Raw genomic sequence first — 26,778 nt, 5'->3', positions numbered from 1 at the left:
CCCCTGCGCTGACATCACAGCCCTTTAGCGCGATAGCTTTTCGAGACCCGGTCGATCGCCACGATATACGCAGCTGTGCGCAGGTCTTCGACATCATCGCGGCTATGCCAAACCTCACGCATGGATTGATACGCAATCCGCATCGTGTCATCGAGGCCCGAGCGCACTAGCTCAAGCTCATCCGCACCTTTCAGGTACTTGGCCTTGAAGTCCGGTGACATCGACCAGGCATCGCCCAGATACCGGTCCAGACGCTCCAGTTCGCTGACGATCAGTTCGTGCCGCGCCTCTTCCTGCCGGCGCTGCATCCGGCCAAAGCGGATATGGCTGAGGTTCTTGACCCACTCGAAATACGAGACCGTCACACCACCTGCGTTGGCATACATATCCGGGATGATCACGGTGCCCTTCTTGCGCAGAATCTCGTCCGCGCCCGCCGTCACAGGGCCGTTGGCCGCCTCGATGATCAGCGGGGCCTTGATGCGATCAGCGTTTTCCTGGTTGATCACGCCTTCCAGCGCCGCCGGGATGAGGATATCGCATTCTTGTTCCAGCACTGCCGAGCCTTCGGCGGAATGGGTCGCGTCCGGGTAACCCTTGACGCCGCCATGTTTGACGATCCACTGCCGAACAGATTCAACGTCGATCCCATCAGGGTTATATAGCGCGCCATCCCACTCTATGATGCCGGTGACAATCGCTCCGTCCTCTTCGCTCAGGAATTTAGCCGCGTGATAGCCCACGTTACCCAATCCCTGAATGATCACCCGCTTGCCGTCCAGCTTCCCTGAAAGGCCCGCCTTCTGGATATCTTCCGGGTGGCGGAAGAACTCGCGCAGCGCGTATTGCACACCGCGCCCCGTTGCCTCGACCCGCCCGGCGATACCACCTGCGTTCAGCGGCTTGCCAGTTACACAAGCGCGCGCGTTGATATCGGTGGTGTTCATCCGCGCATATTGGTCGGCCATCCAGGCCATCTCCCGCTCACCTGTACCCATGTCGGGGGCCGGAACGTTCTGAGACGGGTTGATTAGGTCCCGCTTGGCCAATTCATAGGCGAAGCGCCGAGTGATCTGCTCAAGCTCATGCTCTTCATACTTGCGCGGGTCGATGCATAGCCCGCCTTTCGAGCCGCCAAACGGCGTTTCTACCAAGGCACATTTATAAGTCATCAGCGCAGCCAGCGCCTCGACCTCGTCCTGATTTACGGCCAGCGCATAGCGGATACCGCCTTTCACGGGTTCCATGTGCTCGGAATGAACCGATCTGTATCCGGTGAAGGTGTGTATGTCGCCACGTAGGCGCACACCGAAACGAACAGTGTAGGTGGCATTGCAGACACGTATCTTTTCTTCAAGTCCGGGGGGCAAATCCATCAGGGACGCCGCCCTGTTGAACATCAAATCAACACTCTCACGAAAACTTGGTTCACTAATGGCCGTCATCTATACCTCCGTGCCAACGAACGACTGGCGTTCTGACGTTTTGTCGCACCCCTTACTTAAACGATCAATATTTAAGCAGAAATAAAAGTCGAAATTTTCTGCACATCTTGTTGAACCCCCGCTGAGTCGCGAGGGATCGTCAGTGCCAACGCGATTGTCGCCAGCGGGAAAACAGAGCGACACGTGTTCGATAAATTATCCTCCATTTGCCCCCAAAAGGGCCTAAAGGGGGGCCGTTTCGCCCAATTCCCGCCACGTTTCACCAGTAATTTCCATGCGTTAACTTTTTCCTAGCAGCTTGGGATGTCTGCTCAACGAGGTCTGCATAATGATTGAACACGCACGTCACGGCGGCAAAACGTTTTTTGGTCGACAAATTCCTTTAGCTCGTCATTTCGTGCAGCGAGAAGACGGTGCATTCACCATTTTTGTGCTGCTGGGTTTCCTTGTCATTTTGGCAACGACCGGTATGGGCGTTGACCTGATGAACTTCGAGCGAGATCGCGCGAACCTTCAGTCCACGTTGGACCGCGCCGTTCTGGCAGCCGCGGATCTTGATCAGCAACTGCCTCCGAAAGCGGTCGTGGTTTCTTATCTGGAAAAGGCCGGGCTTGGAGATAAACTGGTCGGAGAACCCGTTGTCGAGGAAGGCTTGGGGTCTCGTCGAGTTTCTGCCAGGGCGCAGACCGTCGTTCCCACTCATTTCATGCGGTTCTCGGGTGTCAAACAACTCACGGCCGTTGCGGCAAGTACCGCCGAGGAATCCATCGGCGCTGTCGAAATCTCGTTGGTTCTGGATATGTCCGGGTCCATGAACGAAGATTCAGCCGAACCAAACAAAACCAAGATTGAGGTTCTCAGGGATGCGGCAAAGGAATTTGTCACGCTGATGCTGCAAAAGCAGGAAGGCAGCGAGATTTCGATGTCAATCATCCCCTATGCCACTCAGGTGAACGCGGGTGCTGACATTTTGGACAAGTTCACCAATGTCTCAAGCGAGCACAGCTTTTCGCATTGCGTTAACTTCACTTCGACTCAGTTCCAGCAAGCAGCCCTTGACCCGGCAACGGCGTTGGAACGCACCGGACATTTCGACGTTTTCACGAACTCGGAAAACCCGATCAGTGCCCCTGTTTGCCCGGTCCGCGCTGGGAGCGAGATTACGCCTGTCACGGACGACATTACCGTATTGCACAACCGAATTGATGCCCTGACGGCGACCGGGAACACCTCGATTGACGTCGGCATGAAATGGGGTACGGCATTGCTGGACCCTGCCTTCCAGGATGTCGTCAGCGATCTGTCGACCGACGGCAACGTCCCGGCAAAATTCAGCAACCGCCCGCTGGGATACGAAGAAGATGTTCTGAAAATCGTGATTGTTATGACCGACGGCCAGAACACCTCGCAATTCCGTTTACGCTCGGACCTGCGCAGCGGTAACTCGAACGTCTGGTACAACCCCAACTACGTTCATTTCAACGGCCAACGAGGTGAATACAGCACCCGCGTTTCCAGCAACCCGCCCACTTATTTCTGGACACGCCAAGGCGTTTTCCGCGATCACCCTTTTGGTGACAACGAACCAGGTCGGGCCACTCGCCTGACATACCCCCAACTGTTTAATCAGGCATCCCTGTTCTGGAACGCGGTAAACAACTACCGCTGGCAGAACAACCACCGCACCAACTGGTACAACAACGCCTTCCGCTCGACAGGGGCGTCCAGCAAGAATACGCGCACAACCAATATCTGCTCCGCGGCCAAGAACAAGGGCACGATTATCTACGGTATCGCCTTTGAAGCCCCCGCGGCGGGTCTGACTACGATCAAGAATTGCGCAAGTTCCGACAGCCATGTCTATGAAGTCGACGAGTTTGATGATCCCGAAGGTATCTCTTTGGAAGAGGCATTCGCCTCGATCGCATCGTCGATCAAAAAGTTGAGGTTGACTCAATGACACATCGAGCATTCAAGAAACTACGGCTTTTTAGAAAGTCTGAAAACGGATCGATCACACTCGAATTCGCACTCCTGTTTCCTGCATTCATCTTCTTCATCCTGAGCGCGACGGAGTATTCGCTGGTCACGCTCCAGCAGGCGATGTTGGAACGCGCTGTGGATCAATCCGTAAGGGACGTGCGCTTGGGAACCGGCACGGCCCCTACACATGATTCCATCAAGGATTCGATCTGCGAACGGACCCTGGTTATCAAGAACTGCCAAGACAATATGCGTCTTGAGATGATCGTGCAGAGCGCATTCACCGGAGTTGTCTTGCCGCAAACGCCTGACTGCACCGACAACTCGGAAGAAGCCAGACCTGTGCGCGAGTTTACACCGGGCCTGTCAAACGAGCTGATGATTTTGCGGGCCTGCGCCAAAGTGGACCCTGTATTCCCCACTTCGTTGATGGGCCGCGCTTTGTCTGACGACAGGGGCCAGATCGCTCTGACCGCCACCACAGCATTTGTTCAGGAGCCTTGATAGTCCCATGTCCCTGCTTGCAAAAGTTCGAAACCTATTTAACCGCAAAGCCCGTGACGAACGCGGTGCCCTGTCGGTCGAGGCTGTTCTGGTCTTTCCGATGCTGTTCTGGACGGTCACCGGCACCTACACGTTTTTCGACGGTTTCCGGCAAAGCGCCGCCAACCTTCGGGCCGCCTATACCGTTGGAGATCTGATCTCGAGGGAAACGTCAGAGGTTACGGATACATACGTAGACTCCATGCAGGAATTGATGGAGCGTATGGTCGACAATGGTACGCCACTACGTGTTCGTATTTCGCTGGTCAGGTATGATGAAGGCGATGCACGACATTATGTTGACTGGTCTGCCATTCGCGGCTTCTGCGATCAATTGGACAATGACAACATCACCAGCATTAGCGGCTCTTTGCCGCCGATGCCGGATCAGGACACACTTATCATCGTTGAAACCTCAAATGACTTCGACCCGGCCTTTGGTGGCGCCGCAGTCATCGGGGATTGGGTAAGCGACGATTCAACCTTCGAAAATTTTGTATTCACTCGTCCGCGTTTTACGAACGCTATTGCGCAGAACCTTGGACCTCAGCCGGTCTGTTCATAAGCAAGATAGAAAGCGCCTCAGACATGAATTTGGTTTCGGCGGCGGATGTCATGCCGCCGATGCCAACCCGACGGCCTAGACGCCACCAAAGTCCCGGTGCCCAGGCGTTCGCCTGACCCTCTTTCGTGCGAACCAAAAAGCCGTTTGAGGGCTTGAACGCAAAGACCCCGCGATCCACGGCCTCGATACTGTCGACATAAGCGATAACGCGCCCTGACCCTGTACGCATCTCGGTTTTGGTCAACTCGATCCAGTCGGCAGTTGCAGTCCACATACGGTGCGCCAGCCAGAATGCCGCGATCCCAACCAAGACCAGAAACACCTGCCAGGCCGGCTCTGGCGGGGTTGCCGCTGCCACATAGAGAACCAGCGCCCCAACCACAGCCAACATGCCAACGCCAAGCCAACGTCTTGGTGTTGAAGCCCTTACAGTGGCCAGTACCTCTTGCTGCATCGTCATATCCCCGCGTTCGTTTGACCGGATGTAGCCGCTTTCGCTGACGAAGGACAGAGGGCGGTGCATTGCATTTTTGCGCACAGGTCCCGTGCCCGACTGCAAATTGACGAACCTTACCCGCGCGATACATGGTTCGCATAGGATACAGGAGGCCCATATGTCGCTTAGACCCACGCTGGAGACCAGAAAAGCCATGCCAACGATGGAAGGCGCGGGCGTCAAATTGCACCGCGCATTCGGGTTTCAGGACCCGTCCGAATTGGACCCCTTCCTGCTCTTCGATGATTTCCGAAATGAACGTCCTCAGGACTACATGGCCGGTTTTCCATGGCACCCCCACCGCGGGATAGAGACGATCACCTATGTGCTGTCCGGCACAGTCGAGCATTCGGATTCTCTGGGCAACACCGGCACCTTGGGCGCGGGCGACGTACAGTGGATGACCGCCGGGTCCGGCATTCTGCATCAGGAAATGCCCAAAGGAAACAGCTCTGGGCAGATGCACGGGTTTCAATTGTGGGGGAACCTGCCCTCGGCCCAGAAAATGACGGCACCGCGGTACCAGGATGTGGAAAGCAAAGAGATCCCCGAAATCACGGATGATGACGGCACCACGGTTCGCGTCATTGTTGGTGAGTTTTGGGGCAAAACCGGCCCAGTAGACGGTATCGCCGCTGACCCGCAATATCTCGATATCCAGATCCCGGCGGGCGTGAAAAAGACCTTTCGCGTCGACACCTATCGCCGCGCTTTTGCCTATGTGTTTCAGGGACAGGCGGCCTTCGCCGATGCCTCGCAACCCACTGGCGTCTTGCTGGAGAAAGAGGTCGCAGGGCAAGAGGTCAATATCCGCGACATGTCCGGCGATCGCACATTGGTGCGGTTTGGAACCGGGGATGAGGTCACGGTTCAGGCCGGGCCGGATGGGGTCCGTTTCCTGCTGATCTCAGGTGCTCCGATCGACGAGCCGGTGGCGTGGCACGGACCCATCGTCATGAACACGCGCGCCGAACTGGAGCAGGCCTTTCGAGAGCTGCAAAACGGCACCTTCATTCGCCCCGCGCACTGACCGAGCGTCGCACCATATCCCAATAAATCCGCTCGACCTCGTCCAGCGACAAACGCCCACCCGCGCGATACCAGGTCATCACGCCATTCAGCATTGCAATCACGGCCAACGTGGCGATCTTGGTATCCGCGATGTCAAACTGCCCTGCCCGCTGACCGTCTTGCAGAATTGTCTCCAGCGAATCCTCATAGCTGCGGCGCAGAGCCTCAATCTCGGCAAAATTCTCGGGAGTCAGATTGCGCAGTTCCATATAGGCGATGAAGACCTCATCGGGGCGTTGCAGGTGAAACCGGATATGGAAGCCGACAAAGCGGCGCAGGGCCTCAATGGCATCACCTGCGGGATCCAGCGCGTCATAGGCTGTCAGAAGGTCCTGCATGTGGTCGGACATCAGCCTGTATAGAAGGCTCTGCTTGTCGGGTGTGTAGTTATACAGCGCACCGGCCTGCACACCAACTTCGGCCGCGATCTGGCGCATCGACACCGCTGCATAGCCGTGGCGAGCAAACAAAGCCAGCGCCGCCTTGCGAATGCGGGGGCCAGTGATATCGGAATGTGAACCTTGCGTGCGTGCCATAACTCAACAATATCTGAACAGATGTTCAGATAGAACCCCGCTTGAACCGCCGTCGCAAAAGAGGCATCACTGGAGCAGTCCTGTTCGAAAGGGTTCTGAATGAAACCCCTGCCATTTCTGATCGCTGTGCTGGCTTGCGCAGCCTGTGCAAACTTCCCGGAATTGGAGGGAGAGGAACCCACCAACGTGAAAAAGGCACGCTATCCCAAGCTGATCGCGTTGCAGCAGAATCTGGGCCCGCCAGTCGACCCCGTCAGCGAAGCCGCCGAGGTCGAAGAAGAGCTGAACGCCCGCCGCGAAGCGCTGGAAAACAAGGCGGATCAACTGCAGAACGCAGAAATCAACTGAACGTCGTCAAAATCCCTTGTTGGCCTGGCTCGGGACGCATTGCACCCTCGCGCCGAACCCGCTAAGGCAGCGGAGAACGGGCAAGGCCCGACAGGCGATGAATTCGAGCGAAAGGAACCCACGGGATGACACAGGCGCTGCGGCTTGGAATTGCGGGCTTGGGAACGGTCGGCGTGGGTGTCGTCAAGATAGTGCGGCAACATGCGGATCTTCTACAGGCTCGCACCGGCCGTCTCATTGAAATCACCGCTGTTTCGGCACGCGACGCGTCCAAGGATCGCGGCGTGAACCTGTCGGGCTATGCCTGGGAAACCGACCCTGTCGCCTTGGCACAACGGGACGATATCGACGTCTATGTCGAGCTGATGGGCGGTGAAAACGGCCCCGCCAAAGCCTCGGTCGAGGCGGCGCTGGCCAGTGGCAAAGATGTCGTCACCGCAAACAAAGCGCTGCTGGCGATCCACGGGCAAGAGCTGGCCGAAAAGGCCGAGGCCGCCGGGCGCGTGATCCGGTTCGAGGCCGCCGTTGCAGGCGGTATTCCCGTGATCAAATCCCTGACCGAAGGTCTTGCAGGCAATGAAATCACCCGCGTCATGGGCGTGATGAACGGCACCTGCAACTATATTCTGACCCGGATGCAATCGCAGGAGCTGGGCTATAACGCCCTGTTCGAAGAATGCGCCCAGCTGGGATACCTCGAAGCTGATCCAAATCTGGATGTCGGCGGCATCGATGCAGCGCATAAACTGGCGCTGCTGTCGTCGATTGCCTTCGGCACCAAACCCAACTTCGACGGGATCGAGATTGAGGGCATTCAGCAGATCAGCCTCGATGACATCCACCAGGCCGACGATATGGGCTATCGCATCAAGCTGCTCGGCGTCGCACAGAAAACCGCGCGAGGGCTGGTCCAACGGATGCAGCCCTGCCTTGTACCCAGCGGCTCGGCGCTGGGACAACTGGAAGGCGGCACCAACATGGTGGTGATCGAGGGCGACTCAGTTGACCAAGTCGTTCTGCGCGGCCCCGGCGCGGGCGAAGGCCCCACGGCTAGTGCCGTGATGGGCGATGTCTGCGATCTGGCGCGAGGGTTGCAAATCCCGACCTTTGGCCGGCCCGCGACCTCGTTGCAGGATGCGGCACCGGCGATCACCGGCCTGCCTGCCCCTTACTACCTGCGTCTTGCGCTGTTCGACAAACCCGGCGCGCTGGCGAAAGTGGCTGCCATTCTGGGCGATGCCGGTGTGTCGATCGACCGGATGCGCCAATATGGCCACTCGGACAGCACCGCGCCGGTCCTGATCGTAACGCATAAAACAACACGGGCCACGCTGGATGTGGCGCTGGACGGGTTCCGCGACACCGATGTGGTATCGGGCGAACCGGTCGCGCTGCGCATTGAAGAGGTTTGACCCTTGCGGCCTGCCTAGGCCGCAGGCTATGCCCAAGAAAACGCCTATACTGACCTGAGGATAGTGAAAATGAGTGCTGCCAAGATTGATTTCAACGACCGACTGCTGTCGCTGGGCCTGGCGCGGGTTGCGGAACAGGCTGCTCTGGCCTCTGCCTCGCTGGTGGGACGTGGTGACGAGAAGGCAGCCGATCAGGCAGCGGTCAACGCGATGCGCGAACAGTTGAACCTGCTAGATATCGCAGGCGTCGTGGTCATCGGCGAAGGCGAGCGGGACGAAGCGCCGATGCTTTATATCGGTGAAGAGGTCGGTACCGGTAATGGCCCCGGCGTGGACATCGCGCTGGACCCGCTGGAAGGCACCACCCTGACCGCCAAGGACATGCCCAACGCGCTGACCGTGATTGCGATGGGCCCCCGCGGCTCGATGCTGCATGCGCCCGACGTTTACATGGACAAGCTGGCCGTGGGTCCGGGCTATCCCGAAGGCGTCGTGAATCTGGACATGAGCCCGCGCGAACGGGTCGAGGCTCTGGCCAAAGCCAAGGGCTGCGCGCCCGCTGACATTACAGTTTGCATTCTGGAACGCCCCCGGCACGAGGCGATGATCGCCGAAGTACGCGAGACCGGAGCCTCGATCCGTCTGATCACCGATGGGGACGTGGCCGGTGTGATGCATTGCGCCGAAAGTGAAGAGACCGGCATCGACATGTATATGGGCCAAGGCGGCGCGCCCGAGGGTGTGCTGGCTGCAGCGGCCTTGAAATGCATGGGTGGTCAGATCTTTGGCCGCCTTCTGTTCCGCAACGATGACGAACGCGGCCGCGCGGCCAAGGCGGGCATCACCGATCTGGACCGAATCTACGCACGCGATGAGATGGTGACAGCCGACGTGATTTTCGCCGCAACCGGCGTGACCGGCGGGTCGCTGTTGCCGCGCATTAAGCGCGAGCCGGGTTGGCTGGAAACCACCACCCTGCTGATGCGGTCCAAGACCGGATCGGTTCGGCGCATGTCCTACCGCACCCCGCTGTGGTCACACGACAACTAGCGGCTTGCACCGCTGCCTCCGGCGGTCGTATTTTGAACGAGAAGAAGGGCCGGGTCCGAAAGGTATCCGGCCTTGGCATATCAGGGGCGGGTCATGAGCTTTCTTGGGGTTGAACAGTCTTTGTCCGGGCGGCGGTGGGTCGGCCCCTCGGCGGATGTGGAACGCGCAACCGAGATGCTGGTGCAACAGGCTGGGCTGCCGCGTGCTGTTTGCCAAGTGCTGGCGCGCCGTGGCGTTCCCGCGATGGAGGTTCCCGGTTTCCTGGAGCCCAAGCTAAAGGAACTGCTGCCCGATCCGCGTGACATGAAGGATATGGAGGTCGCAGCCACCCGGTTTCTGACGGCGGTGCGAGCCAAGCAGCGGATTGCTGTTTTTGCGGACTATGATGTGGACGGCGGCAGTTCTGCGGCGTTGCTTTTGGTCTGGCTGCGGCAGATGGGGTTGCAGGCGACGCTGTACGTGCCCGACCGGATTGATGAGGGCTATGGCCCCAATGTGCCCGCGATGGAGGAGCTGGCCGCCCGTCACGACCTGATCATCTGCGTCGATTGCGGCACGCTGAGCCATGAACCGATCGCGGCAGCCAAGGGCGCGGATGTAATCGTGCTGGATCACCATTTGGGCGGCGAGACCCTGCCCGAATGCGTGGCCGTGGTGAACCCGAATCGGCAGGATGAAAGCGGCGATCTGGGTTATCTCTGCGCTGCGGGCGTCGTGTTCTTAATGCTGGTCGAGGCCGGGCGGCAACTGCGTGAGGCCGGGGTCAAGGGACCGGACTTGATCTCGCTGCTGGATTTGGTGGCGCTGGCGACCGTGGCAGATGTCGCTCCTCTGATCGGGGCGAACCGCGCGCTGGTGCGTCAGGGGCTGAAGGTGATGGCACAGCGGCAGCGGCCCGGTCTGGTGGCCCTGTCGGACGTGGCGCGGATGGATTCGGCCCCCAACAGCTATCACCTTGGGTTCATGCTGGGACCGCGCGTGAACGCGGGCGGACGCATTGGCCAGGCCGATCTGGGAGCGCGGTTGCTCAGCACCGATTCGATGCACGAGGCCGAGGCCCTGTCGCAGCGCTTGGACGAACTGAATACCGAGCGCCGCGATATCGAAAACACCGTACGCGCAGCCGCCATGGAACAGGCCGAGGAACGTGGAGTGGACGCCCCCCTTGTCTGGGCCGCTGGTGAGGGCTGGCATCCCGGCGTCGTTGGCATCGTTGCGTCGCGTCTGAAAGAGGCCGCGAACCGCCCAGCCATCGTGATCGGCTTTGACGGGGATGAAGGCAAGGGCTCGGGTCGCTCGGTTTCGGGCGTCGATCTGGGGGCTTCGATCCAGCGTCTGGCTGCCGAAGGGCTGCTGCTCAAAGGTGGCGGGCACAAGATGGCAGCCGGGCTGACCGTGATGCGCGATCAGCTGGAACCGGCGATGGCGCGGTTGTCGGAACTATTGGCCAAACAGGGCGCGGGCGAAGGCGGCCCGGCGGACCTGAAACTGGACGGCACATTGATGCCGGGTGCCGCCACATTGGACCTGATCGAACAGATCGAAAAAGCTGGCCCATTTGGCGCCAGCGCCCCTGCCCCACGCTATGCTCTGCCCGATCTGCAAGTGCGCTTTGCCAAACGCGTAGGCGAGTCACATCTGAAACTGTCCCTGTCCGATGGTGTGGGCAGCGGTCTGGACGCCATCGCGTTCGGTGCGTTCGACGGGCCAATCGGGGAAAAACTGTCCAACCACGGTGGCGCTCGGTTCCATTTTGCCGGGCGGCTCGAGGTCAATACGTGGGGCGGACGGCAATCCGTGCAGCTTCGGTTGGAGGACGCAGCTGAGGCAAATTAGGCCCGCGCCCGACCCCGCCAAAAAACTTGTCCCTCCCTGCATTTTTCGGCTTGCGGGGGGTGTAGGTAAACCGTAAAAGGCCCTCCACAAGCAAGCGTGGCCCGTTCGTCTATCGGTTAGGACGCCAGGTTTTCAACCTGGAAAGAGGGGTTCGATTCCCCTACGGGCTGCCACTTGTGCTTGTTCGGCTTAAATGGCCCGTTCGTCTATCGGTTAGGACGCCAGGTTTTCAACCTGGAAAGAGGGGTTCGATTCCCCTACGGGCTGCCATTTTCCCCCTCTTTTTCGCCGTGCAGTCCGCCGGTTTCGCTTTGGATGTCTGGGAATCGATTTCAACGACAAACCCGAACTCACAGTTGCGGCAAACCACCTCTCAGCCTTTTGTCTGTCTTGTAACTGCGCTCGCAATAACTTGAAAAGTGTTTTTTTTCAGCGCATTATACGATGCTAATTTCATTTACTAAAAATTTAGTTTGACACATATGCAAAAAATCGCCGATGCTCCTCGCCATCCGGTTCGCGCCGGAAACCATAATCTTTGGGAGGAGACAGATGCGGAGACATCTACTTTCCGCCGTGGCGGCAGCAGCCGTCATTGCGGGGCACGGTACCGCTTGGGCCGACGAAGCCGCAGCAACACGTTGGATCGACGACGAATTCCAGCCATCGACCCTGTCGAAAGACGAACAGATGGGTGAGATGAAATGGTTCATCGAAGCTGCACAACCCTATGCGGGCATGGAGATCAACGTCCTGTCCGAGGGCATCCCGACCCATTCCTATGAATCCGAGGTGCTGACCAAGGCATTCGAGGAGATCACCGGCATAAAGGTCAACCACCAGATCCTCGGTGAGGGCGAAGTGGTTCAGGCCGTGCAGACCCAAATGCAGACGGGCCGGAACCTGTATGACGGTTACGTCAATGACAGCGACCTGATCGGCACGCATTCGCGCCTGCAACTGGCCTATAACCTGACCGAACAGATGGCAGGTGACTGGGCGGCGACCACATCGCCGACGTTGGATCTGGATGACTTCATGGGAATTCAGTTCACCACTGGCCCGGACGGTAACCTGTACCAGCTGCCCGACCAGCAGTTCGCGAACCTCTACTGGTTCCGCAAGGACTGGTTCGATGATGAGGCCAACAAGGCCGCGTTCAAAGAGAAGTATGGCTACGACCTTGGCGTTCCAGTCAACTGGTCAGCCTATGAGGACATCGCCGAGTTCTTCACCAACGACGTGAAAGAAGTCGATGGTGTGGCGATCTATGGCCACATGGATTACGGCAAACGTGCGCCTGACCTTGGGTGGCGTATGACTGATGCGTGGCTCTCGATGGCCGGCGCAGGCGACGTAGGTGAGCCGAACGGCGTTCCCGTCGACGAATGGGGCATCCGCATGGAAGCGGGCACCTGTAACCCAGTTGGTGCGTCCGTCTCGCGCGGTGGTGCTGCAAACGGCCCGGCTGCGGTTTATGCGATCCGTAAATGGGATGAGTGGCTGCGGAACTACGCGCCTCCGGGTGCGGCGTCCTATGACTTCTACCAGTCGCTGCCGGCGCTCAGCCAAGGCAACGTGGCCCAGCAGATCTTCTGGTACACCGCCTTTACCGCCGACATGGTGAAGCCGAAGTCCGAAGGCAACAACACCGTGGATGACGAAGGCACGCCGCTGTGGCGGATGGCGCCCAGCCCGCACGGCCCCTACTGGGAAGATGGCCAGAAGGTCGGCTATCAGGACGTGGGCTCCTGGACGTTCCTCAAATCGACCCCCTCGGATCGTGCCCAGGCCGCGTGGCTGTACGCTCAGTTCGTGACGTCCAAGACTGTCGATGTGAAGAAGTCCCACGTGGGCCTGACCTTCATCCGCGACAGCTCGGTCAACCACGAGTCCTTCACCGAACGCGCTCCCAAGCTAGGTGGTCTGGTCGAGTTCTACCGCTCGCCTGACCGTGTGGCATGGTCGCCGACCGGCATCAACGTGCCTGACTATCCGAAGCTGGCCCAGATCTGGTGGCAGCAGATCGGTGACGTGAACTCGGGCGCCTTCACCCCGCAAGAGGCGATGGACCGTCTGGCCGAGGAAATGGACATCACCATGTCCCGGATGCAGGCCGCCGATGAGGCTGCCAACGTCTATGGCGGCTGTGGCCCGCGCCTGAACGAGCCGCAGGACCCTGCCTTCTGGCTGGAGAAAGCCGGTTCGCCCAAGGCCAAGTTGGAAAACGAAAAGCCGCAAGGCCAGACCGTCAACTATGACGAGCTGGTTGCGCGCTGGCAGGCCAACTAAGCCAATGCAACCGGGGATGCCGTGCGCGGCATCCCCACCCCACGACCAGTGCGTTGCACTGAAGGACCGGAACCCACGGACATGATCGAACTTCAAGACGCCACCAAGCGGGTTGGCAACGTTATTCATATCAAGCCTACCAACCTGAAGCTGCAGACCGGCCATTTCAATGTGCTGCTGGGTGCGACAGGATCGGGCAAGACCTCTCTGATCAAGATGATGGCCGGGCTGGATCCGATGGCCTCGGGCAAAGTGCTGATGGACGGGCAGGATGTGACCCGGCTGAACACGCAAAAGCGGCAGATTAGCCTGGTGCACCAGTTCTTTGTGAACTACCCGCATATGACCGTATTCGACAATATCGCCTCGCCCCTGCGCGTTGCGGGCATGGCGCAATCCGAAATCGAAGGCCGCGTGGAAGAGGCCGCCGACCTGCTGCAATTGCGCCCCATGCTGCACCGCCGCCCGCATGAGCTGTCGGGTGGACAACAACAGCGCACCGCGCTGGCCCGGGCGATTGCGAAGGAAAGCCGCGCGGTGTTTCTGGACGAGCCGCTGGCAAACCTCGACTACAAGCTGCGTGAGGAATTGCGCGAACAACTACCCGACCTGTTCGCCGGACGCGGTGCCGTGGTGGTCTATGCCACCTCGGAACCCGAAGAGGCGCTGTTGCTGGGCGGTTACACCGCATTGATGGAGGATGGCCGCGTCACGCAGTTCGGCCCCACAGCAGATATCTATCGCAATCCTGAAAACATCGCCGCCGCGCGTGTGTTCTCGGACCCACCGATCAACGTGGCCCACATCACCGTGTCCGGCGCTCAAACGCAACTGGCAGGTGGCGGAGGCTGGGCCGTCTCGGACATGGCCGATGGAGACTACATGGTCGCCGTGCGCCCGCACCGGGTGACGCCGTTCCGCACGTCGGATGCGGATGTTGAACTGACGGGCCGGGTCATTGTGACCGAGCTGTCGGGATCAGATTCCAGCGCGCATTTCCGCCATGGATCGGATGATTGGGTTTCGTTGGCGGCGGGGGTGCATCCCTACCAAGTTGGCGAAGATCACAGTTTCTACATGAACCCGGCGCATTGCCGGTATTTCGGCCAAGACGGCAAAAGGGTGGCCTGACATGGCACAGATCAAACTTTCCAATCTGCGACACAGCTATATGCCCGCGCCGAAAGGCCCCGAAGATTATGCGCTGAAGGAAATCGACGTCACATGGCGCGATGGCGGGGCCTATGCGCTGCTGGGGCCGTCGGGCTGCGGCAAGTCCACCTTGCTGAACATCATCTCGGGCCTTCTGACCCCGTCCGAGGGGCAGATTTTATTCGACGGTCAGGACGTCACCGCCCTACCCCCGGATCAGCGTAACATCGCACAGGTGTTCCAGTTCCCTGTGATCTACGACACGATGACCGTGGGCGAAAACCTGGCCTTTCCGCTGAAGAACCGGGGTGTTGACGCGGCAACGATCAAGCGACGTGTCGATGAGATCGCCGAGATGTTGGACGTCACGGATATGCTGAGCACCCGCGCCAGCGGCCTCAGCCCGGACAACAAGCAGAAAATCTCGATGGGGCGTGGACTGGTCCGCGATGACGTGAATGCAGTGATGTTTGACGAACCGCTGACCGTGATCGACCCGCATCTGAAATGGAAACTGCGGTCCAAGCTGAAAGAGCTGCACCAGCGGGTCAAAGCCACGATGATCTACGTGACCCATGACCAGACCGAGGCCCTGACCTTCGCCGACGAAGTCGTGGTGATGCAGGAAGGCGAAGTGGTGCAGATCGGCACACCGGTTGAACTGTTCGAGCGCCCTCAGCACACATTTGTGGGTCACTTCATCGGCTCCCCCGGCATGAATGTCCTACCCTGCGAAGCCAAAGGTGACCGCGCGGTTTTCGAAGGCCACGAGGTCATGCTGGAAGGCCCCACCCATGGCGACGGAGGCCGCACCGACCTGGGTATCCGCCCCGAATATGTGGGCTTTGGCGATACCGGCATCCCGGCGCATGTGACCAAGGTTTCCGACATCGGCCGCCACTACGTGGTCAGCGCCATGGTTGGAAATACCGCCCTGAAAGCCGTAACCGAACACAGTGTGCCCGAGCCGGGCTCGCAGGTCTTCCTGCAATTCAAACCTGAACAATCCCGCGTCTACCGCGACGGCTGGATCGCAACCGAGGAGCGCAGCTGATGAGAACGGAAAACCAAAAAGCGTGGTTCTTTGTCCTGCCGGTACTCGCGCTGGTCGCATTCAACGCGCTGGTGCCGATGATGACGGTGGTCAACTACTCGGTGCAGGAAACCTTTGGCAACAACCAGTTCTTCTGGGAAGGTCTTGGCTGGTTCGAGCAAATTTTGCGTTCAGATCGGTTCCAAGCGGCCCTCGGTCGGCAGTTCCTCTTTACCTTCCTGATCCTGCTGATCGAGGTGCCTCTGGGCATTATTGTAGCCCTATCGATGCCCCGCAAAGGGTTCTGGGTGCCCGTCTGTCTGGTCCTGATGGCCCTGCCGATGCTGATCCCGTGGAACGTAGTCGGCTCGATGTGGAACATCTTTACCCTGCCCAAGATCGGCCTGCTGGGCTACTTCCTGAATGATGTTCTGGGCATCAACTATGACATGACGCAACAGCCTCTGTCGGCTTGGATCACGGTCGTCGTCATGGATGTCTGGCACTGGACGTCGCTGGTGGTGCTGCTGTGCTATGCGGGCCTCGTTTCGATCCCGGATGCCTACTACCAAGCGGCCAAGATCGACGGTGCCAGCCCGTGGTCGGTGTTCCGCTATATCCAGCTGCCCAAGATGAAAACCGTTCTGACCATCGCCGTTCTGCTGCGCTTTATGGACAGTTTCAACATCTACACAGAACCCTTCGTTCTGACCGGAGGCGGCCCTGGCAACTCAACCACCTTGCTGTCGATCGACCTTGTGAAGATCGCGCTGGGACAGTTCGACCTTGGCCCTGCAGCCGCGATGAGCCTGATATATTTCGCCATCACGCTGCTGGTCAGCTGGGTCTTCTACACTCTGATGACAAAGGATGACGCGCAATGAAGAAGCGGTCTCTTATCCCGATCCTCTATATCGCGTTCCTGATGCTGCCGATCTATTGGCTGGTGGCGATGTCCTTCAAGACAACGAACGAAATCCTGTCGGGCTTTTCCCTATTCCCCCAGACCTTTACGCTGGAAAATTACATCACCATCTTCACCGATCCGACATGGTATTGGGGTTATATCAACTCGATCATCTACGTAACACTGAACACGGTGCTGTCGGTCTGTGTGGCCCTGCCTGCGGCCTATGCGTTCTCGCGCTATCGGTTTCTGGGCGACAAGCAGCTGTTCTTCTGGCTGTTGACCAACCGGATGGCCCCGGCGGCGGTGTTCGCGCTGCCCTTCTTTCAGCTGTATTCTTCCATCGGGCTGTTTGACACGCATCTCGCCGTGGCGCTGGCGCATACGCTGTTCAACGTGCCGCTGGCGGTGTGGATTCTGGAAGGCTTCATGCGCGGCATCCCAAAGGAACTGGATGAAACCGCCTATGTCGACGGCTATTCCTTCCCGCGCTTCTTCGTGACGATTTTCCTACCCAACATCAAGGCGGGCGTCGGCGTGGCGGCGTTCTTCTGCTTCATGTTCTCGTGGGTCGAGATGCTTCTGGCCAAAACCCTTACGGCGGTAGAGGCCAAGCCCATCGCCGCCGTGATGACTCGTACTGCATCCAGCGCGGGGTATGAATTGGGCCTGCTGGCAGCCGCCGGAACACTGACCATCATTCCCGGCGCCATCGTCATCTGGTTTGTCCGCAACTACATCGCGCGTGGTTTCGCGATGGGCCGTGTGTGAGGTTCGATATGCGTAAACTTCTTCTCACCCTCCCCTTTCTACCCTCGATGGCGGCTGCCCAGCAGGCCGGTTGGGGCAGCGTCGGCCAGCAGGAGGAAAAAGGGTTTTCCTGGACCGATCCCTTGTGGCCCGATTTCTGGATGGCTTGGACCCCCGCAACGCTGGCGCTGTTCGTCGGTATCTTTTCGGCCATCGCCCTGATCGGCGTGCTGGAGGGGTTCAAGTTCCGCGACGGGATCGAACGGCGCGGCGTTCTGGGACTGACCACTACGCTGGGGGATCGACTGTTCATCACCCTATTGGGATCGGCCTATATCTTCCTTGCTTGGCTGGGATTGGTTGGCCAGCCCGTCTGGGCACCGCTTTTCCTGTCGATCGGCTGGGGATTCTTCGTCTTCTGGAAAGTTTGAGCTTTGCGAAACAGCGAAAGGATGCTTGTCTGTCAGGCATACTAAAAAATGCGACACGAAAGACCGATGCGAAAGAAAAAGACAACAAACCTTCTGACCGAGGTAGAGCTGGAGTTCATGAATGAGCTCTGGGCACTTGGTCAGGGCTCGGTCCGTGACGTGCTTGATCGTCTGCCTCCAGAACGCAATCTGGCCTATACCTCCGGCGCAACCATCCTGCGGATTCTCGACGAGAAAGGCTTCGTCGAAAGCCGCAAGGACGGCAAGACGCTGATCTATACGCCGCTGCTGGAGAAAGACAAATATCAGGCACGGTCGTTGCAGAACCTCTCGCGTACATTGTTCGATGACACGCCTGCCTCGCTGGTGGCGCGTCTGGTAGACGATGCGGGCCTGAGCGAAGCCGATCTGGAGGAAATTCGAGCACTGGTAGAAAGGAGACTGCACAATGACGGCGGTTAAACCGGTTCTCGACGCGTATCTGGAATGGAATATCGTACTGGCCCTCGCGGCACTGGTGTGGCTGGTCGTGCGGGCCATTATGGGTCGGACGCGGCTGCAATATGGCTTTGTTGCGCAGCTTCAGGCGCTCAAGGCCCTGTGCCTTTGCGTCGTTCTTAGCCCTGTTCTGGCCATTGGGGCATTTGCACTCACCTCAGCCCATGGCACCGTTGCTTTGGGGGACATCGCCGTTGCCGCCTATCTGCGCGGTGACATCGCCATGCCCGCGACCCAATTCGAGGCGCTTTTGAACACACGCGAACGCTGGGTCGAAGTGTTTGTTTCTGGTGCATATCCGGTAATTTCCGCGATCTTCGGTCTGGTGATCGTGATGGCTGCGGCCTATGCCGTGCGCGTCCTGCGCGATGGGCTGGCGATCCGTGAAACGATCCAGACCAGCTTTTTATGGCGGCATTCGGCCAAGGTTGATATCCGTCTCTCCGACCGGATCGCCGTGCCCTTTGCCGTGCGCGGCCTTCGTCGCCGTCATGTTGTCCTGCCCAGCCATCTGCTGGACACGCCGCGCGAATTGCGCTTTGCGCTGGCGCATGAGCTTCAGCACGTGCGCGCGGGCGATGTGGAATGGGAGCTAGGGTTCGAAATTCTGCGCCCCTTGCTGTTCTGGAACCCCGCCTATCTGGTGCTGAAATATCAGTTCGACCGTCTGCGCGAGCTGGCCTGCGACCAGTCCGTCGTTGCCCGTCGCGGGATCAACGCGCGCGACTATACCGCTTGCCTGCTGGATTATTGCGCCCGCACGGTGCGCAAGGGCAGCCCTCGGGTTCTGAATGTCGCGCTGGTCACCGGAGGCAAAGCAAAGCGCGTGTTGCGCCAACGCGTGATGGCGCTGGCCGAGGCGCCCGCGGTCCGCTCTGGCACTCCGGTGTTGTTTCTGGGTCTGACGCTGGTCTTTGCGACCGTGCTGGGTTTTGGTGCCGCCTCCGTGCAACAGACCGAGGATTGGAGCCACGACCGTTTGATGCTGTCGACAGTAGTTAACCTTGAACGGCTCGAGGCTCGAAACAGCGGCAACTGATCCCGCTTACCAACCACGCCGCCCAAACAGCGCATGAAGTCGGTTCTGCCCGGCAAACGGATCCGGCTTTTTCGGCGTGCTGAGCTTTGACACAACGCGGCGCACCATCACCCAGCAGACAACTGCAAAGATCACGCCCCCCAGCGCCTGCCCCAGCAAGACACCGGGCGCGCCGGCAAGGATGCCTCCGACCACGGCAAACGGCCAAGTACCCAACGTATGCCGCCCCCAATTGACCCATGTGGAATAGATGGGATGGCCCAGATTGTTAAAGCTGGCATTGGCAACAAAGATTACCCCGTTGAAGAAAGACGCCAGCGCCAGAGGACCGCAGAACAGATAGATCAGCGCCCGCGTTTCCCCCTGCGCCAGAAACAGATCCGCAATTGGGCCTCGAAGGGCAAACAAGACAGCGGCCATCAGCAGAACGTAGATGGCGGTGAATTTGACCCCGGCCAGAAACGTCTCTTTCACTCGATCATATTGCCCCGCACCATAGTTCTGGCCGACGATGGGGCCGATCGCGCCTGATAGGGCAAACACAACCGAAAACGCCACCGGCATCAGCCGTGCGATAACCGCCATGCCGGCTACAGCATCGGTTCCGAACTGCGCCACCTCACGGATGACGATGGCGTTACCGACGGGCGTGGCTATGTTGGTTAATACGGCAGGTACCGCAATGGCACGCACCGGGCGCACATCCTGAACCACTTGTTTAAGCGAAGGGCGCGCGAACCCTCGATGCACCTTTGTCGCAGGTCGCATCACCGCTATCAGCATACAGACCCGCGCGATGACCGAGGCTATCGCCGCCCCGTCCAGCCCAAGCCCAACCGCAAAGATCAGGATCGGATCCAGCACCGCGTTGACCAGCCCACCAAATATCGTCGCCTGCATGGAACGGCGCGCATCCCCATGGGCCCGTAAGACCGCCATCCCGGCCATGGCCAACGCCATCACCCACATGGTCGGAAGAATGATCGAGCTATAGCGCACTGCAAGGTCCAGCACTTCACCTTCGGCCCCCAACAGCGATAACAAGGCCCTAAGATTCCACAGCACTAGCGCGGACAGGATCATGCCGGTGATCGCGCCCAGCACTGCTACGCTGGTGCCAAACCGCCTGGCTTGATCCGGTCGCCCTGCCCCCAGCTCACGCGAGACCAGAGCTCCTGCGGCAATAGAAAGGCCGACATTGACCGAGTTGGTAAAGAACAGCAACGTCCCGGCATATCCCACTGCAGCGGCCAGCGCGTCGTTCCCCAGCATCGAGATGAACACCATATCGACGAAGTCGACAGCGAAGATCGCCATCAGGCCGATACTGGTGGTCAATGACATGCGCGTGACATGGCGCATCAGGCTGCCCGACAGAAAGACTGCCTGACCCGAGCTTTGAGATGTCATGAACGCCCCCCTTGTGCGGGGCTAACCTGCCAGTGGAATACAGAGGGCTTCAACCCCAAAACCCCGTCAGGCAGAAGGCCCAAGCAAATGATCCGCCAGCCGCAGGGACAGTTGTACAATAGTAAACGTGGGGTTGGCGTGGCCGCAGGTCGCAAACACACCTGACCCTGCAACATAGAGGTTCGCGGCCCCATGCACCTTACAGTTGGCATCGACCACACCAGTCTCGGGCGTCTCGGACATGCGCGCGCCGCCCATATGGTGGCTGCCATAGTCCAACGGCAGGTTTTCGAATGCATCGCGGTTCCACAAGGCGGGGTCCATCCGCATCCGGCCCAGCCCGTTTCGGATCAGGAACTTGGCCACTTCAATGGTTGATCCGCGCAGGGTCTCGATATCTTCGGGCATCAGCCGCAGGTCCAGCCCGACAGTATTCAGATCAAACCGATCCCGCTGATCGGTCAGAACAACCCGGCTGGCAGGGTTAGGGCGCTGTTCAGCCGTGACCTGAGAGTTGCTGGTGAAAAAGTAATCCTCATCGAATTTCAAGCCGTTAATAAAGCCCGTGTCCCCCAGCTCTTCGGGCGGCAGTTTTCTGCGTCTTAGTCGCCGCATCCGCACGGCTGAGTTGGTCCAGCCGTTTTTTAGCATCTGGTCCTGGCTGGGACTCAGCACAAGCTCGGGGCGGGAGCGCCTCGTCAGACGTTCGAATTCCCATGTCGGGGAATGAGAATAAAGACGCCGTGTGATGAAGTATGTTTCATGGTCGATTACCGGATGCTCCATGAAACAGCGACCAACCATGTCGTTCTGATTGCCGAACCTGTTGTTTTGCCGGGCGTTCAGATGCAGCAACATACGGCTGTTTTCCAAGCCGCCCATGGCCAGCACAAAGCGTCCGGCAGCCACCGCCCCCTCGCCATCACCATAGTTACGGATCTGCGCCTGCGTGATTTGGCCGGTCTCACCATCGACGTCGAACCCTACCACATTGGCATTCAAGACTAGGTCGATGTTCGGCTCATCCTCCAATTGCCCCTGATAGAATGGACCGAAGCGTACCGGGTCCGTGTTGCCGATATCATAAAACGCCCGGTCAGAGCTGAACCTCTGCTCAACAACATCCAGCGTGCCGCTGTCGTCAACCGGTTTGCGGAAGCCGCCCGAGAACTGCCCTGTTTGCAAAAGTTTAGCTGTTTCCGCCTGATACGGGGCCAGATCCTCGTACCGAATGGGCCATCCGCTGAGGGGTACGTCCGGGCGCGGCAGAAAGTCGGACCGGTCCAGCAAAAGACATTGCCCGCCCCAATGACCGGTCGTCCCCCCAAGCGCGCGCAGCCGGGGCGCAGACAGAGGGTAATATTCCAGGCCCAGATTTTCGCCCTCATATAGTTCCTGCGAGTCGGGCGTGACCTCACGGTCTCCGGCCTCTAGAAGAACCACTCGACGGCCCGCCTGTGCCAGTTTCAGCGCAAGCGCGATACCAGCCGGCCCCGCGCCTACGATGCAGCAGTCATAGGGCCCCTCTAACGCCGGGATTTCAGCGCGCGCATCCAGGATCATGACAACCCGTCCACATCCAGGTCGCTCGCATCCAACAGCCAGCCATCAGCAAAAACCACTTTCGGATCGGAAATGGGAGGCAGCGGATTATCCCGCGACTTCAAAATTGCAATCCTGGCAACCGGTGGGACAATGACCATCGCAGCAACAGCCCCAAGAAGATGACGTCTTTTCAAAGCAAATTTCAACGAACACACCAAACAAACAACAACAATTCCGGCAAGGCGACTGCATTGCCGTCTCTTTAACTTTATTGACAAGGGCCTGATTATTGCAAACCATAAAGTGATTGTCTTGCCCCGCCGCAATTCTCGCGTGATCTGGTCGGGTCGGACGGAAGCCTGTAATTTGGTCAACAGGTGAAGATTAATAAGGTTAATGAGTTCTGATGCGCCTATTGTCTCTTGAACAAGCCAGCGCCCGCGATTGGGATGTGGTGATCGCAGGCAGCAGCTTTTCCGCGATGTTTTTCGCCCACGGCTTGCCCGATCATCTTAACATCCTGTTTGTCGAAAAAGGGCAGGACTATTCTCATGCAGACCAGATCGCGCATGGGTGGGCCGTCCGTGAAAAGATCGAGCAACGCAACAGCTCGGGCGCACACAAGGAATGGGTTGCATTCACCTTGTTTGGCGGGAATTCGAACTATTGGTGGGGCAACACTCCTCGTCTGCATCCCGATGATTTCATCCTGAAAAGCAAGTTCGGTATCGGCGAAGATTGGCCCATAACCTACGATGATCTTGAACCTTTCTGGATTCAGGCCGAAGAGATGATTGAAGTCTGCGGCGGGCAATCCGATCACATCCTGCCGCGCAGTGCGCCGTTTCCGTATCCGCCCCACGCGCCATCTCGCTCTGACATAGCTTTGCGTGAAGACAGCCCGCTATGGGTGCCCTTGCCAAGCGCGACCTCGAACGGAGGCTCGCGAGCGCGGTGTTGTGCAAACGGAGTCTGCCGCATCTGCCCAGTGGACGCGAAATTTACAATTCTGAACGGGTTCGAGCGGCTGGAACATCCCGGCGCGCACTACCTGTTGGGCACCGAAGTACGCACGGTGGATATCGAAGGCGGTCAGGCCCGCGCAGTACAGGTCAAGACTGCTGACGGGGCTGAGGCTCGTTTGCGCGGCAACACAATTGCGCTGGGAACGAACGGGATATTCAACGCTGCCATTTTGCTGAGATCAGGAATAAAAAACAAAGCTCTAGGTGCGTACCTTCATGAGCAAGGTGAGGTTGATATCATTCTGGACACCGCAAAAATCAAAGCCTTCTACGGCGGTGCGTCCGAAACCGGGCATGGGTATCATTTCTACCATGACATTGACCGATCAGAGGCCGGCGCTGTTCTGATCGAAACCGTTAACGCCCCGGTCTCGATCCGGCGAGAACAGGGCAAATGGGCCAACCGACTGCATCTCCGGTTAACCGTCGATGATATTCCAATGGCAGAGAACAGGGTCCTGCTGGAGGACGACGAACCCGTCATCGAATGGGTCGGGTACACCGACTATGCGATGCGCGGCCTGCGACGGGCGATTGACGGCTTGCCGGACATCATCCCCGACACGATCGAGGACCTGATAGTGGACGAAAAAATTCGCACACAGGCGCATATTCAAGGCACGCACCGCATGGGTCCCTCGGCCGAGTCATCGGTGGTTGACGATCGGTTGCGCCTGCATGGGGTTCCAAACCTGTTCGTACTGGGCTCGGGCGCTTTCCCGACCTGCTCGCCTGCCAACCCATCCCTGACCATTTCCGCCCTATCCCTCAGAGCATCGGAGGTTGTCACATGAGCTGGTCGCGCCGTCGCGTTCTTGCCTTGGGGGTTGGTGCCTTTGGCGCAGGTGTTGCCTACCGGCTGATCAAAGGGCACGGCATTGCCGGTCACGCGCTTGACGTCATCAACCGGATCTATGGCCCCCAGATCGCGCGACAGGATGCGGCCACTGAGTTCGCCTATGCTTACGAAGAATTCGTTCTAGAGAAAGGGATCGAAGGGAAGGCTCTGGATTTGGGATATTGGAGCGGGCTGCACCGATTGCCCTATGCAAAAGACGTCCTCGGCAAGATCGACGACAGCGTCATCGACAAATTTGCAACTTCGACTAATGTCATCCGTGCAGCAGAGGACGGACTACCGCTGGAATTTGTCGCCTTGTTCGAACCCTATCACACCCCCTGCCTGAACCAATTGGGGGCGTTTGCAGTGTCGTGATTTGCGGTTTACCCGGATATCTCTCACATTTGAATGACCGCTATTTTCTAAGTCATGAAAGGCCGTTGGGATGCGCCTGCGAGCAGTTTTGATCTGTGCGTTTTCAGTATTGTGTGCGCCCCTCGGGACATGGGCCGCGACGCCATTGCTTTGGTCTGAATTGCCCGACCCATCCGTACAGGATTTTCACGACCCGTTTCGCGCACTCAGCCCGGAACAGTTCGATGATCTTGTTTACGTCCTGCGTTTGCGCAGCCGCTTGCAACAGGATGTAGGCACCGCCGAGGAACGGCAGATGTGGCAACAAAATCTGTTTGAAACCGAAGATGCTCTTGCCGCTGAAAAAATCGACATCGACCGATTGTTGAGTCAGCGCGACAATGTGATCGCGCAGCGCGCGAAAGCCGGTTCCCAAGGCAATCCCGATCTTGAGGGTAAAGCCGCCACAATTCAAGGCTATGCTATCCCGGCTCCTCAAGCTCCTAACGGTGCTTCAATCATATACCTTGTACCGAGGCCAGGCATGTGCAGCCATTTACCGCCGCCGCCTCCGAACCAGATGATCCGCGTCGAACTGGAGACGGATTGGATGCCCGAATACATTCACCAAAGTGTAGAGGTCACTGGCCGGCTGACGATTTCCCCGAGCAACACTCAATTTGTTGTCGTGGATGGACCTGTCGCAATGCGTGCCACGTTTCTTCTATCTGATGCCATTGTCACCCAGGCTGACGTTGCAGACAGCGCGACCCAGACTTTCAAGGACCGTCTGCGTGCCGCATCCCGCAACAAAACAGGTGGCGCGGTTTTGTCGAATGAAAACTAAATTCATCGCCTGCTCGACCTACGTGACGAGATGAGGCGGCACGCAGGTCGGGCTACTATCTTTCGTTGAAAGCACGGCCCAAAGTCGTCTGGACAGGTTTCAACATATAGGACAACAGCGTTTGCTCCCCTGTCGTCATCTCGGCCACAACCGTCATCCCGGCCTGAAGTGGCCTTTCATAAGGTCCACGTCCCACATTGCCTTCAGCCAAAACAAAGGATGCGCGAAAATAGGTCTCGCCGGTCCTCTCATCGGTAAGCGGCATGGGGTAGACAGTTTGCAATCGCCCTTGGATCTTTCCGAACCTGCGCACATCGAATGTGTCAACGCTGACGGACACTAGCTGACTGGTATCCACATGACCGATATCCGCGTTTGGAATGCGTGCCTCAACCAATAGCGCGTCATGTGTTGGCGACAATTCGAACAGCACCTCACCTGGCGCAATGACCTCTCCCGGATTGGGATAGGCAGCAGCTTGAACGACTCCGCGGGCCGGAGCCACGATGGCCAGGCTCGCGATCTGAGCTCCCACTATTTTGAGAGCGGCAATAAGCTCTGCCCTTTCCTGATCCAGATCAGAAAGTTTCGTCAATACCTCTTCGCGCAGAGCCAGAGTTTCCTCTGCCATAGACGCGCGGGCCAAATTCAACGCATTTTCAGCCTGGGCCAACCGAACCCGCGCGTCCGATGCCGCAATTCGAACCGCTTCAACCTCATCTTCCTCTTCAAGATAGTCGCTCAGGGTTTTCAATCCACGTGCCCTAAGCTGTGCATATCTTGCCAGAAGATCTTGTTTTCTTTCGACCCGTGCTGCTGACAGTTCGGCTGCATCTTGCAAAATTCGCAGCGTCCCCTCTTGCTGCTGGATCGATACCTGCTGGATCGTCTGGCTTTCGGAATACAGATCCAGCCTAGCCGCGGCATTGGTCAGGCCTCTACTCCTTATCTCATCAAGCGCGCGATCACTTGGCAAAGTCTCGCTGTCTAGCATGGACAAAACGGTTTTGGCATTTTCGGTCTGACGAATAATTGCTGAAAGCTGACCCGTCATAATGTCCTGCTCACGCGAAAGGTCTGGATGGTCCAATTCCACCAAAAGTTGGCCCGCCTCGACCGTTTGGCCATTGCGCACGTGAACGGCCCGGACCACGCCTCCGTGCAGAGTTTCGATCTGAGCATAGTCCCCGAATGGCAAGATTGTCCCCGGGGCCCGCGTGATTTGAGGAACGTTGGTTTGCCCCGCCAGAACTAGTATCACGCCCAGAAAGCCCGAGATCGTCAGTGCCAAAAACGCGGCCACCCTTGGAGGTCGCATCCGACGACGATTTATTAAACGTGCCGTGGGACCGGAGGTCGAATTTTGTTG

Annotated in this window: 26 protein-coding genes and 2 tRNA genes; 21 read left to right on the top strand and 7 right to left on the bottom strand. The window is 58.5% G+C overall.

Annotated elements, in window-relative coordinates; all coding sequences use genetic code 11:
- Positions 1-14: 14 nt before the first annotated feature.
- Entirely contained in the window at positions 15-1,445 is a 1,431-nt protein-coding gene (locus tag AC2FJ6_RS07720) for a Glu/Leu/Phe/Val family dehydrogenase (protein WP_496668757.1), read from the bottom strand.
- Between the two features lie 328 nt (positions 1,446-1,773).
- On the opposite strand from AC2FJ6_RS07720, the gene AC2FJ6_RS07715 reads away from it, so the two are divergent.
- Genes AC2FJ6_RS07715 through AC2FJ6_RS07705 form a run of 3 tightly spaced genes read left to right on the top strand, consistent with a single transcriptional unit; the run spans position 1,774 to position 4,536 of the window.
- Complete coding sequence (locus AC2FJ6_RS07715) at positions 1,774-3,405, top strand: pilus assembly protein TadG-related protein (RefSeq protein WP_496668755.1); 1,632 nt, start codon at positions 1,774-1,776, stop codon at positions 3,403-3,405.
- Entirely contained in the window at positions 3,402-3,932 is a 531-nt protein-coding gene (locus AC2FJ6_RS07710; RefSeq protein ID WP_170769336.1) for a TadE/TadG family type IV pilus assembly protein, read from the top strand. The genes AC2FJ6_RS07715 and AC2FJ6_RS07710 overlap by 4 nt, the downstream gene beginning before the upstream one ends.
- Positions 3,933-3,939: 7 nt before the next feature.
- On the top strand, positions 3,940-4,536 hold the full coding sequence (locus AC2FJ6_RS07705; protein WP_496668753.1) for a TadE/TadG family type IV pilus assembly protein: 597 nt from the start codon (positions 3,940-3,942) through the stop codon (positions 4,534-4,536).
- Here the strand turns inward: AC2FJ6_RS07705 and AC2FJ6_RS07700 are convergent.
- The gene (locus AC2FJ6_RS07700; RefSeq protein WP_496668751.1) at positions 4,496-5,059 is read right to left on the bottom strand and encodes a hypothetical protein; all 564 of its coding nucleotides are present in this window, start codon (positions 5,057-5,059) and stop codon (positions 4,496-4,498) included. The genes AC2FJ6_RS07705 and AC2FJ6_RS07700 overlap by 41 nt on opposite strands.
- A gap of 91 nt (positions 5,060-5,150) precedes the next feature.
- On the opposite strand from AC2FJ6_RS07700, the gene AC2FJ6_RS07695 reads away from it, so the two are divergent.
- Positions 5,151-6,062: a pirin family protein gene (locus AC2FJ6_RS07695; RefSeq protein ID WP_170784306.1), complete on the top strand. Its 912-nt coding sequence runs from the start codon at positions 5,151-5,153 to the stop codon at positions 6,060-6,062.
- Here AC2FJ6_RS07695 and AC2FJ6_RS07690 read toward each other — a convergent pair.
- Positions 6,043-6,639: a TetR/AcrR family transcriptional regulator gene (locus AC2FJ6_RS07690; RefSeq protein WP_480875139.1), complete on the bottom strand. Its 597-nt coding sequence runs from the start codon at positions 6,637-6,639 to the stop codon at positions 6,043-6,045. The two genes, AC2FJ6_RS07695 and AC2FJ6_RS07690, sit on opposite strands and share 20 nt — an antisense overlap.
- A gap of 99 nt (positions 6,640-6,738) precedes the next feature.
- Here AC2FJ6_RS07690 and AC2FJ6_RS07685 point away from each other — a divergent pair, with 99 nt between their 5' ends.
- The 14 genes from AC2FJ6_RS07685 (at position 6,739) to AC2FJ6_RS07620 (ending at position 19,387) form a co-directional block, all read left to right on the top strand.
- Entirely contained in the window at positions 6,739-6,987 is a 249-nt protein-coding gene (locus AC2FJ6_RS07685) for a hypothetical protein (RefSeq protein WP_170769332.1), read from the top strand.
- A 125-nt stretch (positions 6,988-7,112) separates the two neighbouring features.
- Positions 7,113-8,399: a homoserine dehydrogenase gene (locus tag AC2FJ6_RS07680; protein ID WP_170769331.1), complete on the top strand. Its 1,287-nt coding sequence runs from the start codon at positions 7,113-7,115 to the stop codon at positions 8,397-8,399.
- A 69-nt stretch (positions 8,400-8,468) separates the two neighbouring features.
- Positions 8,469-9,449 (top strand): class II fructose-bisphosphatase, encoded by a 981-nt coding sequence (glpX, locus tag AC2FJ6_RS07675; protein ID WP_170769330.1) that lies wholly within the window; start codon positions 8,469-8,471, stop codon positions 9,447-9,449.
- Positions 9,450-9,542: 93 nt separating this feature from the next.
- Positions 9,543-11,285 (top strand): single-stranded-DNA-specific exonuclease RecJ, encoded by a 1,743-nt coding sequence (gene recJ, locus AC2FJ6_RS07670; protein ID WP_496668749.1) that lies wholly within the window; start codon positions 9,543-9,545, stop codon positions 11,283-11,285.
- A gap of 98 nt (positions 11,286-11,383) precedes the next feature.
- Positions 11,384-11,458: transfer RNA gene (locus AC2FJ6_RS07665), tRNA-Glu, on the top strand.
- A gap of 22 nt (positions 11,459-11,480) precedes the next feature.
- Positions 11,481-11,555: transfer RNA gene (locus tag AC2FJ6_RS07660), tRNA-Glu, on the top strand.
- Positions 11,556-11,837: 282 nt separating this feature from the next.
- Complete coding sequence (locus AC2FJ6_RS07655) at positions 11,838-13,577, top strand: ABC transporter substrate-binding protein (RefSeq protein WP_170769328.1); 1,740 nt, start codon at positions 11,838-11,840, stop codon at positions 13,575-13,577.
- A gap of 81 nt (positions 13,578-13,658) precedes the next feature.
- Entirely contained in the window at positions 13,659-14,708 is a 1,050-nt protein-coding gene (locus tag AC2FJ6_RS07650; RefSeq protein WP_170769327.1) for an ABC transporter ATP-binding protein, read from the top strand.
- A 1-nt stretch (position 14,709) separates the two neighbouring features.
- Positions 14,710-15,783: an ABC transporter ATP-binding protein gene (locus AC2FJ6_RS07645; RefSeq protein WP_496668747.1), complete on the top strand. Its 1,074-nt coding sequence runs from the start codon at positions 14,710-14,712 to the stop codon at positions 15,781-15,783.
- Positions 15,783-16,646 (top strand): carbohydrate ABC transporter permease, encoded by an 864-nt coding sequence (locus AC2FJ6_RS07640; RefSeq protein WP_085807799.1) that lies wholly within the window; start codon positions 15,783-15,785, stop codon positions 16,644-16,646. The genes AC2FJ6_RS07645 and AC2FJ6_RS07640 overlap by 1 nt, the downstream gene beginning before the upstream one ends.
- Entirely contained in the window at positions 16,643-17,440 is a 798-nt protein-coding gene (locus AC2FJ6_RS07635; RefSeq protein WP_085807800.1) for a carbohydrate ABC transporter permease, read from the top strand. The genes AC2FJ6_RS07640 and AC2FJ6_RS07635 overlap by 4 nt, the downstream gene beginning before the upstream one ends.
- An 8-nt stretch (positions 17,441-17,448) precedes the next feature.
- The gene (locus AC2FJ6_RS07630; RefSeq protein ID WP_170769323.1) at positions 17,449-17,850 is read left to right on the top strand and encodes a DUF2160 domain-containing protein; all 402 of its coding nucleotides are present in this window, start codon (positions 17,449-17,451) and stop codon (positions 17,848-17,850) included.
- A gap of 66 nt (positions 17,851-17,916) precedes the next feature.
- Positions 17,917-18,312, top strand: coding sequence for a BlaI/MecI/CopY family transcriptional regulator (locus AC2FJ6_RS07625; RefSeq protein ID WP_170769322.1), 396 nt, complete (start codon positions 17,917-17,919; stop codon positions 18,310-18,312).
- Positions 18,299-19,387 (top strand): M56 family metallopeptidase, encoded by a 1,089-nt coding sequence (locus AC2FJ6_RS07620; protein WP_496668745.1) that lies wholly within the window; start codon positions 18,299-18,301, stop codon positions 19,385-19,387. Before AC2FJ6_RS07625 ends, AC2FJ6_RS07620 begins: the two co-directional genes overlap by 14 nt.
- A gap of 6 nt (positions 19,388-19,393) precedes the next feature.
- Here the strand turns inward: AC2FJ6_RS07620 and AC2FJ6_RS07615 are convergent, their stop codons facing one another.
- The 3 genes from AC2FJ6_RS07615 to AC2FJ6_RS07605 form a co-directional block, all read right to left on the bottom strand.
- Positions 19,394-20,797 (bottom strand): MATE family efflux transporter, encoded by a 1,404-nt coding sequence (locus tag AC2FJ6_RS07615; RefSeq protein WP_237217140.1) that lies wholly within the window; start codon positions 20,795-20,797, stop codon positions 19,394-19,396.
- A gap of 66 nt (positions 20,798-20,863) precedes the next feature.
- Positions 20,864-22,360 (bottom strand): GMC oxidoreductase, encoded by a 1,497-nt coding sequence (locus tag AC2FJ6_RS07610; RefSeq protein WP_496668743.1) that lies wholly within the window; start codon positions 22,358-22,360, stop codon positions 20,864-20,866.
- Positions 22,357-22,548 carry a hypothetical protein gene (locus tag AC2FJ6_RS07605; RefSeq protein WP_496668741.1) on the bottom strand — a complete coding sequence of 64 codons (192 nt, stop codon included), beginning with the start codon at positions 22,546-22,548 and terminating at the stop codon, positions 22,357-22,359. Before AC2FJ6_RS07605 ends, AC2FJ6_RS07610 begins: the two co-directional genes overlap by 4 nt.
- Before the next feature lie 200 nt (positions 22,549-22,748).
- Here AC2FJ6_RS07605 and AC2FJ6_RS07600 point away from each other — a divergent pair, with 200 nt between their 5' ends.
- From AC2FJ6_RS07600 to AC2FJ6_RS07590, 3 genes are all read left to right on the top strand, one after another.
- Positions 22,749-24,161 carry a GMC oxidoreductase gene (locus AC2FJ6_RS07600; protein ID WP_170769318.1) on the top strand — a complete coding sequence of 471 codons (1,413 nt, stop codon included), beginning with the start codon at positions 22,749-22,751 and terminating at the stop codon, positions 24,159-24,161.
- Entirely contained in the window at positions 24,158-24,583 is a 426-nt protein-coding gene (locus AC2FJ6_RS07595) for a hypothetical protein (RefSeq protein ID WP_170769317.1), read from the top strand. Before AC2FJ6_RS07600 ends, AC2FJ6_RS07595 begins: the two co-directional genes overlap by 4 nt.
- 88 nt (positions 24,584-24,671) lie before the next feature.
- Positions 24,672-25,409: a DUF3299 domain-containing protein gene (locus AC2FJ6_RS07590; protein WP_237217138.1), complete on the top strand. Its 738-nt coding sequence runs from the start codon at positions 24,672-24,674 to the stop codon at positions 25,407-25,409.
- Positions 25,410-25,464: 55 nt separating this feature from the next.
- Here AC2FJ6_RS07590 and AC2FJ6_RS07585 read toward each other — a convergent pair whose 3' ends face one another.
- The gene (locus AC2FJ6_RS07585; RefSeq protein ID WP_496668739.1) at positions 25,465-26,727 is read right to left on the bottom strand and encodes an HlyD family type I secretion periplasmic adaptor subunit; all 1,263 of its coding nucleotides are present in this window, start codon (positions 26,725-26,727) and stop codon (positions 25,465-25,467) included.
- Positions 26,728-26,778 lie beyond the last annotated feature (51 nt).

The organism is Ruegeria sp. CDSA089 (assembly GCF_059612205.1).
Note: the sequence above shows the minus strand (reverse complement) of the source record. Positions and strands in the feature narration are given on the sequence as shown.

Excerpts from the sequence above, each read along its gene's own strand:
- AC2FJ6_RS07715 (WP_496668755.1), top strand. The coding sequence starts at position 1,774 with ATGATTGAACACGCACGTCACGGCGGCAAAACGTTTTTTGGTCGACAA.
- AC2FJ6_RS07705 (WP_496668753.1), top strand. The coding sequence starts at position 3,940 with ATGTCCCTGCTTGCAAAAGTTCGAAACCTATTTAACCGCAAAGCCCGT.
- AC2FJ6_RS07685 (WP_170769332.1), top strand. The coding sequence starts at position 6,739 with ATGAAACCCCTGCCATTTCTGATCGCTGTGCTGGCTTGCGCAGCCTGT.
- AC2FJ6_RS07630 (WP_170769323.1), top strand. The coding sequence starts at position 17,449 with ATGCGTAAACTTCTTCTCACCCTCCCCTTTCTACCCTCGATGGCGGCT.
- AC2FJ6_RS07720 (WP_496668757.1), bottom strand. The coding sequence starts at position 1,445 with ATGACGGCCATTAGTGAACCAAGTTTTCGTGAGAGTGTTGATTTGATG.
- AC2FJ6_RS07625 (WP_170769322.1), top strand. The coding sequence starts at position 17,917 with ATGCGAAAGAAAAAGACAACAAACCTTCTGACCGAGGTAGAGCTGGAG.
- AC2FJ6_RS07650 (WP_170769327.1), top strand. The coding sequence starts at position 13,659 with ATGATCGAACTTCAAGACGCCACCAAGCGGGTTGGCAACGTTATTCAT.
- AC2FJ6_RS07690 (WP_480875139.1), bottom strand. The coding sequence starts at position 6,639 with ATGGCACGCACGCAAGGTTCACATTCCGATATCACTGGCCCCCGCATT.
- AC2FJ6_RS07595 (WP_170769317.1), top strand. The coding sequence starts at position 24,158 with ATGAGCTGGTCGCGCCGTCGCGTTCTTGCCTTGGGGGTTGGTGCCTTT.
- AC2FJ6_RS07695 (WP_170784306.1), top strand. The coding sequence starts at position 5,151 with ATGTCGCTTAGACCCACGCTGGAGACCAGAAAAGCCATGCCAACGATG.
- AC2FJ6_RS07700 (WP_496668751.1), bottom strand. The coding sequence starts at position 5,059 with ATGCACCGCCCTCTGTCCTTCGTCAGCGAAAGCGGCTACATCCGGTCA.
- AC2FJ6_RS07610 (WP_496668743.1), bottom strand. The coding sequence starts at position 22,360 with ATGATCCTGGATGCGCGCGCTGAAATCCCGGCGTTAGAGGGGCCCTAT.
- AC2FJ6_RS07585 (WP_496668739.1), bottom strand. The coding sequence starts at position 26,727 with ATGCGACCTCCAAGGGTGGCCGCGTTTTTGGCACTGACGATCTCGGGC.
- AC2FJ6_RS07710 (WP_170769336.1), top strand. The coding sequence starts at position 3,402 with ATGACACATCGAGCATTCAAGAAACTACGGCTTTTTAGAAAGTCTGAA.
- AC2FJ6_RS07620 (WP_496668745.1), top strand. The coding sequence starts at position 18,299 with ATGACGGCGGTTAAACCGGTTCTCGACGCGTATCTGGAATGGAATATC.
- recJ (WP_496668749.1), top strand. The coding sequence starts at position 9,543 with ATGAGCTTTCTTGGGGTTGAACAGTCTTTGTCCGGGCGGCGGTGGGTC.
- AC2FJ6_RS07645 (WP_496668747.1), top strand. The coding sequence starts at position 14,710 with ATGGCACAGATCAAACTTTCCAATCTGCGACACAGCTATATGCCCGCG.
- AC2FJ6_RS07600 (WP_170769318.1), top strand. The coding sequence starts at position 22,749 with ATGCGCCTATTGTCTCTTGAACAAGCCAGCGCCCGCGATTGGGATGTG.
- AC2FJ6_RS07680 (WP_170769331.1), top strand. The coding sequence starts at position 7,113 with ATGACACAGGCGCTGCGGCTTGGAATTGCGGGCTTGGGAACGGTCGGC.
- glpX (WP_170769330.1), top strand. The coding sequence starts at position 8,469 with ATGAGTGCTGCCAAGATTGATTTCAACGACCGACTGCTGTCGCTGGGC.
- AC2FJ6_RS07640 (WP_085807799.1), top strand. The coding sequence starts at position 15,783 with ATGAGAACGGAAAACCAAAAAGCGTGGTTCTTTGTCCTGCCGGTACTC.
- AC2FJ6_RS07635 (WP_085807800.1), top strand. The coding sequence starts at position 16,643 with ATGAAGAAGCGGTCTCTTATCCCGATCCTCTATATCGCGTTCCTGATG.
- AC2FJ6_RS07615 (WP_237217140.1), bottom strand. The coding sequence starts at position 20,797 with ATGACATCTCAAAGCTCGGGTCAGGCAGTCTTTCTGTCGGGCAGCCTG.
- AC2FJ6_RS07655 (WP_170769328.1), top strand. The coding sequence starts at position 11,838 with ATGCGGAGACATCTACTTTCCGCCGTGGCGGCAGCAGCCGTCATTGCG.